General features: G+C 53.3%; 8 protein-coding genes. 7 read left to right on the top strand and 1 reads right to left on the bottom strand.

The features are described 5' to 3' along the window. Positions 1 to 119 precede the first annotated feature (119 nt). A complete protein-coding gene (locus MKD49_RS05555; RefSeq protein ID WP_252695697.1) occupies positions 120 to 995 on the bottom strand; it encodes a hypothetical protein in 876 nt (291 codons plus the stop codon). Positions 996 to 1,365: 370 nt separating this feature from the next. Here MKD49_RS05555 and MKD49_RS05560 point away from each other — a divergent pair, with 370 nt between their 5' ends. The 7 genes from MKD49_RS05560 to MKD49_RS05590 all read left to right on the top strand — a co-directional run bounded on the left by MKD49_RS05560 (position 1,366) and on the right by MKD49_RS05590 (position 12,001). Further along, entirely contained in the window at positions 1,366 to 2,685 is a 1,320-nt protein-coding gene (locus MKD49_RS05560) for a GTPase-associated system all-helical protein GASH (protein WP_252695698.1), read from the top strand. After that, positions 2,685 to 3,644 (top strand): hypothetical protein, encoded by a 960-nt coding sequence (locus MKD49_RS05565; protein ID WP_252695699.1) that lies wholly within the window; start codon positions 2,685 to 2,687, stop codon positions 3,642 to 3,644. Before MKD49_RS05560 ends, MKD49_RS05565 begins: the two co-directional genes overlap by 1 nt. Positions 3,645 to 3,646: 2 nt before the next feature. Beyond that, positions 3,647 to 4,483: a hypothetical protein gene (locus MKD49_RS05570; protein WP_252695700.1), complete on the top strand. Its 837-nt coding sequence runs from the start codon at positions 3,647 to 3,649 to the stop codon at positions 4,481 to 4,483. 4 nt (positions 4,484 to 4,487) lie between these two features. Then, positions 4,488 to 6,977, top strand: coding sequence for an effector-associated domain EAD1-containing protein (locus MKD49_RS05575; RefSeq protein ID WP_252695701.1), 2,490 nt, complete (start codon positions 4,488 to 4,490; stop codon positions 6,975 to 6,977). Positions 6,978 to 7,012: 35 nt separating this feature from the next. Next, positions 7,013 to 8,113 (top strand): caspase family protein, encoded by a 1,101-nt coding sequence (locus MKD49_RS05580; protein ID WP_252695702.1) that lies wholly within the window; start codon positions 7,013 to 7,015, stop codon positions 8,111 to 8,113. 416 nt (positions 8,114 to 8,529) lie between these two features. Next, positions 8,530 to 10,980: a hypothetical protein gene (locus MKD49_RS05585; RefSeq protein WP_252695703.1), complete on the top strand. Its 2,451-nt coding sequence runs from the start codon at positions 8,530 to 8,532 to the stop codon at positions 10,978 to 10,980. Continuing rightward, entirely contained in the window at positions 10,973 to 12,001 is a 1,029-nt protein-coding gene (locus tag MKD49_RS05590; protein WP_252695704.1) for a ComEC/Rec2 family competence protein, read from the top strand. Before MKD49_RS05585 ends, MKD49_RS05590 begins: the two co-directional genes overlap by 8 nt. Positions 12,002 to 12,704: the final 703 nt, after the last annotated feature.

The following is a 12,704-nucleotide window of genomic DNA, read 5'->3' on the forward strand; positions in this document are numbered from 1 at the left end:
GCGATCACGCCTAACGACTTCAGCTACTTTCATGGAGAAAGGTACCACGCGGCCGTGCCGGTCGACGCGTTACTCCCTCCCACGTCAATCGCTTCAAATTACGTGTACAACGGTTGATATTACGCTGGACTGCAAATAGAAGGGTCTTTTGTTTCTCGCATCAGTTTGATGCCGCTGCTACCGATTGAGACCAATGGCTCTGATCGCCGAGTAGTGCCGTTTTCTGGCGCTCCATATAACCGCACATAACTCACATCTCCAATGCCATGCCACACCGCGCGTACATCTTTAGTTATCCAATGTCGTCCGGTGATTTCAGGGCAAGCCTTCCAACGCCTACCCAGATCATTGAAGTATCCCGCCAATTCCTTCTGTGTTGCTTCATCCATGATGAGCACATCGCCGGCATTGGATCTCAATCCGACCGCAGTAAATGACATACTTAAAAGTGCAGGCTTGAAGATAAAAATTGTCGATACAAGGATCGTTGATTGCACAATGATTCGCTTGGATCGTTCCATCTGATTAGTTGAGTGTGTACTTAAGAATAGAACCGTGAAGAAAAGACCGTTAATGCAGAAGAACGCGACGATGTGAAGGTATTCTTCCATCTTCAAAGGCTCGCCCAAGATGGGCAATATCACAAACAGCGTAAATCCGAACAAGGAGGTGATCGCTAGTCCCCAAGAGCCGAGTTCCGGAGACACGAACGTCTGAGGCGTCTTTCCGAACTTTCTAGCGAGGAGTTGCATTCCACGTGCAAACCATACAATGCAGAACGTGCCGTAGAAGAAACCAATGATGAATATGGTTGTGAAAACGAAGAGTGCGTAGAATAAAATGAAGGTATCGGAGAGTGATAAATTTCGAAGAACGAAACCCTCCGTGAAGCAATATAGGAAAACCAGAATTCCGCCGAACGCAGCTCCGAATCCGCTAATCAGAACCACAATATCTAAGATCTTTTTTATTTTTTCGAGCTTTTCGTTGTTCATAGGCTTATGGGAAGTTTTTTAAGGTTGCCTTCATAAATTGAAGACATCCTGAAAAATAGCAGATTCAAATAGCATTTGAATGTATAGAGGCGGTCACGCGAGCCAAGCAACAGCGCGTCTTTCCTGGACTTGTATTCTGCTGATCGCTGGAAGCGGATAGGCAATTGCGCAGCAAACGCTCTTCTTTACGGGCTGTTCGCGAGCTCTGCCTGCCCTTGCAACGGGAGAAACCGGTGAAAATCGATTTGTGTATAATCTGACCACAAATACATCACCGCGATGAAGTGAATAGTACACATGGGGCGGTTCCGATACTGAGCCGGGGGCAAGCTGCCTTACGCACACACAACCAAGGCTGGAAGGCTAGCAGATGGAACAAGAACTTCTGTTAAAGTTTATCGAGGTTGGCGCTATCGACCTCAAAGGCGATGACACTAAACTCGACAAGCTTCGGTCAACTGCGAAAGACCTGTCGGCCGCGCTTCGAAAGACGCCCTCCAAAACCGCCAGCTTTACGATGGTGGCAGCCGACCCCAATATTGCGCCAACGGACCCAACCGTAGAAGAGGCAATGGTTGCGCTCCGAAAACAATGGGAAACAGTTGCAAACGCCTTCAGTGGACGTCCCGTCGGGATTTTGCGAGCTATTCTACTAGACGCAATCATGCAAGCGGCTCGTACGGAGGATGCTATCGCCGTCGCTTTCGTCAACACGGCACGCAATGCTCTGGCTCACTCCGAAACTTCAGACGAAGCCGATATCTGGCGCGAAGCTGTTGGGGAAATTGAGACAAAGGTCGATGCCCGCGCCGAGGCTGAATGGGCGACGCCGGAGACCATTACGATTGATCCGTTGCAGTATTCGCCCCCAGTCCCAGTTTCTACTGACTACGAGGCACCTACTATCGATCGGAATGGGCTTCAGGTGAAAATCCATTCCGCCGCAAGTCCTTGGGCTACCGATCCAAAAAACCCGTTTAGCCCTCAGAACAATCCTCAGAATTGGGCGCTCGATTTTGCTAACAAGATGAGTGTCGCTATTGCGGACGTCTTGGACGAGATGGCCGACGAGATTGCGCCGGCCCAAGTTGACCTTTCTGGGCCACTGTCTACATTGGCGAAAGCTGTCACCGCTCACGTTGATAAAGCTTTATCTAGCTTCAGCGGTGCGACGGCAGGTTTACAGCGCCGCACGAACCTGCTTTGGTGGAAGGAAGCGTTATATTCGCCGAGCGCTCATGCGAGTTACCTTGATCTGCCACCATTTGAAGCCTCGGCTTTGATGGCGCTTGACCTACATGAACAGGTGCCAACTTACTCACCAGCGAGCGTCTCAGCATTCCTGCGAGAGGCTGTCCGTTGCCTCAATCCTGCAACGGGTGAGAAGAGCAATGGCGAGCGCGAGTTCGCTAGCCTTGTTCTCGAAGCTAGGACAACCGAGTTCATGCGACCTTTACGCGCGCTGGCTGCTCAATACGTGACTGCTCCTGTTGGTCGAGGATTGCTGCTTTCATTAATCGGACACCCGCAGGATTCGGGCACAATTGATGCGACGACCCTCCGCGCCCTCTGCGGTGTGGACGCTTCTAAAAAAATGCGCCCGTCCGAGTGGGGAACGTACCTGTTCCGTGAGCTCCAGACCGCACGCGCCACCAACGACCGCCCCATCAACCGGGCCAAGAAGAAGTAATGCGCAAGATGGACAGGTGTCCCCACCCCAATTGTTATGCTGATGACAATACAACCTGCACGCTGGGCCATATCCGGCTCGAGATGTGTCCTGAGTGGCAGCGTGTCAGCAAAGTCGACGAAGCCGCACCGTCTTACGCCGAACAAATGCTGCTCCCCTGGAGCGGCTTTGCGATGGGGCAGTCCGACCAAAACTTCATAAGCGGCAAGGTCAAGCCTATCACTGTCGCTATCGTCGGCCCAGAAAGCGCCGGAAAAACAACCATTCTAGGTGCGTTCTACCTGCTATTAGGTCAAGGTGCACTGACTACTTATTCCCATGCTTTCAGCAACTCATATACGCTGGCAGGTTGGGAGGCTGTGGCGATCTGTCTGCGTTGGAAACCGGGCCAGCCCCCGCGATTTCCTCCCCACACGCCCAGCGGGGCGGCTCGAGCCCCCGGGATGCTTCACCTAGGCTTTCGCCGTGAAGACGGCTCTCTGCGCGACTTTCTTTTTGCGGATGCACCTGGAGAATGGTTTCAAAAATGGGCTATCAACGAGCTGGCAGACGACGCGGAAGGTGCTCGTTGGATTGCCCGACACGCAGACATCACACTGCTGATTGCTGACCGTCAAGCACTGGCTGGAACCAAAATGGGAGCCGCTCGAAACGACTTTCAGCTTCTTGCTCAGCGTGCAATGGCCGGCGCACGCGGCCGGCGTCTCGCACTAGTCTGGACTAAGGGAGACGTGGATGTTGCTCCCGCCATGGAGGCGCAGATAAGAAAAGCAGTGGCGTCGGGCTCATCAAACGTTCCAGAGTTTACTGTCAGCGTGTACCCGCGCGGTAAGGTTGATGCTGCAGAGGGCTTCGGCGAGCTATTTAATTGGATTCTTGGTACAAAACGCTCGGGGGTAGATTTGCCCTCGACAGACGGCTTCGGTCACGACCCGCTTTTTCGTTTCGGTAGGAGATAGTGGTGGCGGCTCAACACTCCATTTTATTGGTAGGCGAATCAAACGTAGGGAAGACCCACTACGGAGCGCAGTTTTTGAAGCGGCTCATGGTGAAAGCATGTGCGCTCAAAATGTCGGGTGCACCAACGAATTTGGAGGCGTTCACCACGGCGCTTAGCTGCCTGACTGAGGGAAAGGCAACCGACCATACACCAACTAACGCCTACGTCGAGAGCGTCTGGCCCATCACAGACGAGGCCGGTCGCTGCGCCGAACTGATTTGGCCAGACTACGGTGGTGAACAGGTCACAAGCTTAGTCACGCAGCGCAGGATTCCGACTGCCTGGCGCCAACGCGTTCTAGAAGCTACGGACTGGGTCTTGTTCATCAGACTGCATTCGCTTCGGTTTGAAGACGACCTGTTCTCACGGCCGCTGCAGTCATTTACTGAAGTTGATCCGCTAGATATGGCAGAAGCATACGAGCCGTCAGACCAAGCTAGGATCGTGGAGCTCCTTCAAATGCTGCTCTACTTGGCGCAGTACCATTTGGATAGCCCACTTCGGAAACCTCGCTTGACCGTCTTGCTGAGTTGCTGGGACGAACTTGAAACTACAGAGCTGCCGGCCGACCTCCTGGAGTCTCGGCTTCCTATGCTATGGTCCTTTGTACGCAGCAATTGGACGGCACCTATTGTTATTGGCCTGTCCGCTCTCGGGCGCGCACTCAGCAAGTCGGATGCAGATTCAGAGTATGCGACCCTCGGCCCCGAAGAATTTGGCTACGTGATACTACCCAATGGTGAAAAAAACTCCGATATCACGCTCCCGATCCAAAGGTTGATGGCCGACGGGAGCTAAGAGAATGCGAGTCGAGCAAGCTATCTACGGCGAGGTTCCGGGCCGCGGTCATGGGCTTAGAGCATCGAGTCCGAATGCACGAATAGCCGCTGCTATCGCGTCAAAGCTTGACTTGCCCGACGCAGTGCCCCCTGGGGTCCAAGCTTGGGCGCCTTTCGTTCGTGGCTTTCCGATCGACGAACATTATGTTCTCGCTCGGACTTTCTTGGATTCGGGCGCGTCGCGTGGGGGCATGGTATTGACACACGCGTTAATCGTCAGCTTAGACAGTATTTGCGAGATTAAAAGCTTAACCACGTTATTTGGATTGCTAGCTCATTCGGTTAATGATTGCCTCGGTTCAGTTGCGCCGCTTGAGCTTGACATTGCCGACACGTGGCACACGCCCGCTGCTGACCTGATTGGTGCAGCCAATGCGTTGACGTCCGAAGGCCACGGGCCCGTGGTGCGAGTCGGCGTGAACGGTTTCGAGCTGCTCGTCGATTCACTGTGGAAAAACCTCTTGCCAACCTTGAGACGAACGTTTGCGTTCCGGCTGAGCTTCGGTCCAAATGACGTGGTAGAGCATCCTGCTCCCATACTTATATGTACGCCCGAACAGCTTCAAGCTCGCTGGACGAAACACCGCGTAGTCCAGCCAGACGATCGGACCGCGTCTTCTAAGTCTGCGAGGATTCTTGCCGGCCAGCTCGACATTCAGCCCATTTTGGGTCTTGCCGTGGACCTCGGGCTTGAGATTCATACACTTAGAGAACTGGGCAGGCTTGAGCGGCTGCGCACTTTACTCTCCGATGGCGAAAGCTTCGATGATTTACTTGCCGCCATACGTTTGGTTGATGGAATCTCAAATCAGCCTTTGCTCGGCGCAAGCATTAAGGATAATCTCATAGCTCGGTCCACAGCCCTGATTCCAAGCGCAGGATGTAAGCAGTTACTGACAATGAGGAATTTAGAGCTGTCTGGTTTTGTCAACACCCAATCGTTGTGGTCAGCGGTTGAACTTCTCGTGAGCACTCTCGAATTTGCGCTGGTGGATGACAGCGATTCAATGGAACTGCTGATGGCGGCAGTTGACAAGAATCTTGCGGTGCCGTCGTGGCGCGCTGCAGTGACTGCAGGTTTAACGTCCGCCGCTCTTCGAGACACGTCCCCAATTTTTGAGGCGATCTGGAGATGGGCCGAGTGTAGCGAAGCCGCATTCGCGGCGGCCGTAAGCGCCTTACCGAGTGATGGAGTAGTTGAGCAGCGATTTACGGAAAATACGCCCCGAAATCTCCGTGCCCCGAATCCGGATGCCCTGCTTTTACCCCTTCTCGAGAAACGTTGGTTGGAAGCATACGGTGCCGTGCTCGCCTCAATGCTGCCCCCCGTTGAAGCGACGGGTCAGCAGCTCAATGTGGACAAAGACCCACACTACATAGCCGGATTACAATCGGCCCTCCGTTATGCAAGCCCTCTTCAGGTATTGGAATGCACGCTAACGCACAAGGATTCGCGGTTGGTTCGCTTGTGTGCAGACATAGCCGCGCTTCATCCCCAAATATTGACTGATATCTGCTGCGACAATGTTACGGAACAAATGTTGTGGGCGGCAGCGATTTGCAAGAACTCTTCCCTGTGGAGCGCACCGAGTAACGCAACAGCTGTCCGCGACAATGTAATGGCTCAAATCGCCAATGGGAGGCTCGTTCACACGGGACTCGTTGAGGTGTTAGCGCAAACCCCCTTGGCTAACCTCAGTTCAGTGCCTGAGCGGGAGCGACTTTGGTCGCTTCTACCCGCTTCGCAGCGCGACTGCTATCTACAAGCAACCGCGACCGGCTGGCTAAATCTCGCCGCGAATGGCGCGGCGACAACTCCTCCTGAAGCCGTTCTGGAGAGTGCCATCATGTCGAGTTCAAGCTTGCGATCTGTGCTTGAAAGATCATCGGCGAAATGTGATGCGCTCTTATCAATCGTAAGTGCTATTCCTTCGTTCCCTGAAGACGAGTTCATCAAATGGCTGGACTACCTCTTGATAAGGGATCTCACTCTTTCGCAAATCAATTCCGAGCGATTGGGTGCGCTTATTGCATCGCGACATTGGGACGGAGCTGCTAAATATCTCGTCGGCCGTCCAGCCGCCCATCGCTCAGCTCTCATGCCAGGACTCAGGCTGTGCGCGAACTTACTCAACTTTTATACTAGCTGGGCGCTCGGAATCTCAAAACCAAGCGCTGCTGAGAAGTGGAAGGCATTTGAGCAAGAGGCTTGTGAGCTCTATCCAAGCGGCCCGGATTGCAGTGAACTCTGGTCTCGTGCCGGAGGCAAGAATTCTGACTTGGCGGGAGCATATCAAAATGGGGCGGCACGTTGGCGCGCCGCATTGAATTCAATTCGTTATGGTGCCCTCCCGACGAGCCGTGCGCTCCTTAATGTGATGCGTCGTGACTTTCCTTTGAACGAGAAGCTTCCCCTTTATGCTGAAGACACGGATATTGTTGGTCGCCGTTGATGCTGCTAAATACCCACGTACCGATCGTTGAAAATATGAACCCAACTGACTACTCTCAAGGGCATGCTCTTCTCGTTGGCGTGGCCAACTATCATCAAATCTCTAGACTGCCGGCTGCAATTCTGAACGACGTCAACGACGTCGCAGCGACGCTAGCATCACCTAATTACTGTGCCTACGCCCCCGCCAACGTTGTCACGCTCGTAGACGTAAATGCAACTCGCGTGGCTGTTTTAAGGTCTCTAGACGAGTTGGCTGCTCGCGTGGGTCTTGATGACACTGCCTGCGTCTTCTTCTCGGGCCACGGTGCCATCGTGGATAGCCTCGATAAGGAGGACAGCGTACTGCTCACTGTTGATAGCGACCTCGCTAACATTGAAAGCACGTCTATTAGTTCGAATGAGTTAGCCGAGGCACTTTCACGTATCAAGGCGAAGCGACTGTTGGTCTTCATTGACGCCTGTCATGCTGGGGGGGCTGCGATCTCGAAAAAGTTAACCAACGAAGAAGGGCACGAGTTCAAGTCTGGCTATAGCCCAAATATCTTCGCAAAGCTAGCGGTCGGTAGCGGACGTGCACTGATGGCATCATGTCGCTCTGACGAAGAGTCAGCTGTCTTTAGGGGCGCAAGGAACAGCGTTTTCACGACCGCCTTACTGGCAGGGCTGCGCGGGGCTGCCGACAAGACCGCGAGTGGATTCATCAAAGTCTTCGACCTGTTTAACTACATATCCGAAGAAGTACCTAAACTAAACCCGAACGACCAACATCCTATTTTTAAGGCTGACAACCTTGAATTAAACTTCGCTATCGCACTGAACCAAGTCGGAAGGAAGACACCGCACCGGCCCGATGCTATGGGAACGGCCCAACAGGGGGACCCTTGGACAGTATTAGAGAATATCCTTATTGACCTCTACCCACTCGGTCCGAGGGATCAAGAAGTTTGGAGCCGCGCCGGTGGAGACCTGTCCCGTCTCCAGTTTCATTCCAACGGTCAGGCTGCATGGCATGCAGCACTTCGAACACTTAAACAAGGCGGCGGAGGCCTGAATATCAATTTTAGTAGCTTAATTGGAACGGCGAAGAAGGATTTTTCGAACAATCCGCAATTGGCGATGCTACAGATTTCTTGAGCGCGACCAGTTAATTTTTCTCGTTTAAGGTGCTTACTGTGCAGTTCTTCATTAGAGACAGTAACCGATCTTTATGGCTACGGTAAGCCAACTAGCGCAGGCATAGAGGCCATATTTAGTCATATTAGAAGTATGACCTGCAAGCTAAGTCGCATCAGCCGCTCTTGATTAAACCGCCTCCTCGACGAACTTGGACGGCCTGATTGGAGCGCTTCGACTACGGTGTTTGCTTGCGCTCAAAAAAGCGCCGGTCCGGACTTGGCGCGCACGAGGTCGAAGCGCATAATTTTCGCGTGGCATTATTTACATAATGGCAGTAATTCCGCTTTCTAATTTTCTATATGCTTTCCGATGACATTACTTGGTTAGGTCAAGAATCCGGGCTGCTGGCGCCACGTGTACGTGCCGGACTCGGCGTGCTGCTGGCTTCTGGCGACTGGACATGGTGGCATCGTCCGGAGACTACATACACGGCGATGCAGCAGTCGGCACGGCGGTCGGGAATACTGCTTTGGGGGGGAGATGCAGCGGTGTTATCTGCGCATCAATGGTTACCTGCGCCACGTGCTCGCCAGATTGCTACTGCATTCGAGTTTGTACTTGAACGCTTGAGTGTACCGAGACTTAGAATCGGCAAGGAAGTATGGAATTGGGATGCCGCAGATCGGATGATGGACATCCGTAACGATTTGGCACAGGTGATGCCACGTGAACGCATCTTCTGTGAGTGGCCTTCAAAAGCTAACCACCGCTTTCGTTCTGACCTGAATTTTTTCCTGTCCACAGCGGAACGTGATGGAGCCAGCATCCGCACCGCCGATTTGATTGCTGAGGCCTCTCCTGATGAGCGGTGGCGTTACATTTCGCGTTTTGATATTGCCATCGGGTCTTTAACCGAATTGCTCTCGCGTCAGCAAAATCCGCAATTAGCCATCGTTCTTGAAGATGATGCCGATCTGGCTCTTAGGCATGCGGCCGATATTCGGCGAGCGACGTCAGCCGCATGCGCCATACGTCTCGGATCTAATATTGACGACCTTCGCCTATGGCTCGCCGTGTTTGCCGAAATCTGGCTGAATGACAACCCGGTCGACGATGCCCTATTAGGAGCCAATCGACTATGCACGATGCAGGGAGAGATTATTGCAAGCACAACGCGCTTTATCATCAGCAACCGCAATTTCTTCAATCCATGGTTCGAGGCCAAAACTACACCCCAGGCACAGCAGCCCGAGTTCAAGGCCCCTCGAGCGATACAGGTCGCTAATATCACCGATATCAATCTGCCACCGGTAGTGCGGGTACTGCATGCGGACGTTATCCAGGACGGAAGCTATTTAGATATGTTTCCACAAGCGGGCTTGGTGCAGCTACTTGTCAACGTACGACCAAAGTCGCCACTTCATGGCACGCGGCCAGCGTTTCCAGACGATGAAGTGTATTGGAAGGGCGATAGTAAGCGCCTACAAGTCCACATGACCGAACTGGGAAAGCCACCAGTAACGGTTTCGATCGATGTGCCTCGGTCTGGTGCCAGTCCCTCCGCGCAGTTCCACTACCACGTCCTGCCGACACAGCCTATCGACGTACGATTTCTCGTCAGCGATGGCTCGCGCATTGTACAAACCGCGCGTATGCAGGGCGAGCCAGGTTCTGCGATTAACTTTTTTATCGAAACCATTACTACCCCTCTGGAGCTTGAAAAGTCCTCCTTCGATCTTGCCATGCTTGTGAACGACAGCTTAGGCGGCCAACCGAGCGCAACTGTTATTTCATCCGCTGGCATTTCGCTGACGGTGCTGGATGGCCACGACATCGTCAATGCACGCAAAGATTTTCTCGAGACGCTGCAGACCAGCGTCAAATTTCCCAGTAAGAAGCTCGGTGACACATTGTTTAATCTGGCGAGTAAGGGACGAACCCTGTTTAAGGCCATCAAAAACAACATCCCCGAATGGCCGGCCCAGCTTGAACGAGTGCAGCTGCTGACACCGTCTAACGCTGTCTTTCCAATCGAGTATCTGTATACTGGGACAATGCCGGAGAATGCGAAGGCCGGACTTTGCCCCGACCGCCAAGGTTGTCTCCGCAAAGGCGTACCGCGGCACCCCTGTGCGATTCGCGAAAACGCAACCAACCTGTGCCCGATGAATTTTCTTGGCATAACCACTGTCGTCGAGCGGCAGACGTGGAGTTCAACAAAGCCCACATCGGTATTCCTTAGCGATCCAAAACCACTATCCGAGCGTCGCCGTATTTTCGATCTGAGCCAGGCTGCGTTTGCAGCATCGAATCGTGCCGACGATTTCGAGGACGCTGAAGTTGCGCAAGGCTTTACCCCTGTTCGTGTTGCCCAACTTGCAGCAACCTTGGGTCCAGCCCAGCCATCGTGGAATGCTTGGAGGCAGGCGGTCCGATCGAACCCGGTGCTATTGGTTTTGATTCCTCACGTTGATGGTGAAAAGCTACAGATTGCGCAGGACGAAGAGCTTCTTAGGGGAGCGATCGAAGAGCACCACGTCGGCCGGGGCCGTCCACTCGTAGTGGCGATAGGCTGCAATTCCGGCGACGCTCCGGTTCCCACCAGCAGTCTACCTTTGCTGCTGATGAATGCCGGGGCCGGAGTAGTGATCGCTGCACTGACGGAAGTACTTGGTCGCTACACCAATGCCGCTACGCTAAGTTTCGTCGAAGGACTGCGCGCAGCGGCTGCCGGAACGGAGGTCGTCTCAATCGGATCATTGGTCAATCGCATTCGGAGGGAGTTATTGGCAAAAGACAGTGTATTTGGGATGGTCTTGGTTGCTTTCGGTGACGCTGATTATGCATTGGGAGGAAGCGAAGCTGAGGAGGCGCCCGATGTTTGAAGTAAGAGCAATCCAGGCAGAGCATGGAGATGCACTGCTAGTCAGTTATGGTGACACTGAACCACACCACATATTGATCGACGGCGGGCCGAGAGGCACTCTACCCAATATTCTCCACGTGTTGGAAGGGTGTAAGAGCAACGGCCGTGTGCGCTTAGAAGCTCTCGTGGTAACCCACTATGATCTCGACCACATCGAGGGTGTCATCGAGCTGCTGCGGGCCAAACCGGGCTGGCTCGAAATTAGCGATATCTGGTTTAATGGCTTCCGACACATTACGCCCGCCGATGTCCTCGGGAGCGCCGAAGCCGATACGCTCGCGGAGCTAATCGAAGGAAAACATCCTTGGAATTCTCAGTTTGGCGGTGGACCAATCAAGGTTGGCGACATGCACCCGCTCATAATGCCAGGTGGTCTGAAAGTCTGGGTCTTGTCGCCTGACCGGGACCGCCTCTCCAGGCTTGCTGCCGAATGGGGAGATGGCAAGATTGTCCCTGAAACCAGCGATCCGATGCCGCCTAGAGACCTATTGGGGCGCAAGGACGAATGGCCGCCCTCGGCATTCGCAGACTTGGCCACTGCAGCCTCTCGATCTGATGGATCGATCCCGAACGGCAGCAGCATTGCTCTCCTGCTGGAGTTCGACGAGCAACGTGCGATTCTAACTGGCGACGCATTCGCATCGGTTGTCGGTGACGCTATTGAAACGTACTGGGACACGGCACCGGTCGTACATTTTCTAAAGGTATCGCACCACGGCAGCAAGGCCAATACAACCGACAAGCTACTGAAGATTCTCCAGTGTAAGCGCTTTCTTATATCCACTAGCGGAAAGGGCCCCGGCCACCCAGATCATGTTTTGATCGCCCGCCTAGTCGCCAGTACCGAACAGCCTGAGCTAATATTTAACTACGACAACGAGCGCACGGCCAACTGGCGAAATCCGCCTGCTGACTGGCCAGGGTTTACTGCGACGTTCCCGAACCCAGCCGAATGCTTTGTTCGCATCGTTCTTAAATGACCATAGAGGTCCTTGATTGCCTAGATAAAGGCATTGTCGGAGCTACCACCCTTGCGGTTTAAGGCCCAGTTCAATGCAAACTTCTTTCAGGCGTTCTCCCAGTGACGGCGAAGGTGACTTACATGAAACCCTCCACGTCGAGACGAACATAGAGCTCACCTACGATTCTTTTTACCGATAACCACGTTTGCCTCCTCGAAATTACGGTATAAATCCAACGTATTCCCAACTTTGGGCACCCAGTTCGGATGAGCATCAAACATTGTCCTTTAACGCGGGCAGTATAAGTTTTTTTCAGGAATCTTTTCCCGAATGCGATAAATCAAGCGGTAGTTTTCGAAAGATCCCAAATTTTTTGACAAAAAAGAGCTCTTTCTTGAACATGGCCGATTGCGGATAGCTTACCGGCGACGCAGCATGACGTGATGTAACGCGGGGGCTCGTGGGAGAACTGGATGGCGGGCACGGGCTGGACGGGGCACCCTGGCGGGACTGGCCCCGGACAGGTGAAGGGAAACACATTGACAACGGTGGGCGGAGACTTGATCACAATCCTGAAATGAACTCCTCGGCCTGGGCTAGGAAGGTATTCGGAAATGCGACAATAGAACAGATAGGCTTTTATGCTTAATGACGCCTTGGGATAGAGTCGGAGCGTGCGCATATCTAGGAATAGTCACGCATATCATGGAATTTCACATGT

The organism is Herbaspirillum sp. WGmk3, assembly GCF_023952535.1.
GTDB classification, from domain to species: Bacteria; Pseudomonadota; Gammaproteobacteria; order Burkholderiales; family Burkholderiaceae_D; genus Herbaspirillum; species Herbaspirillum huttiense.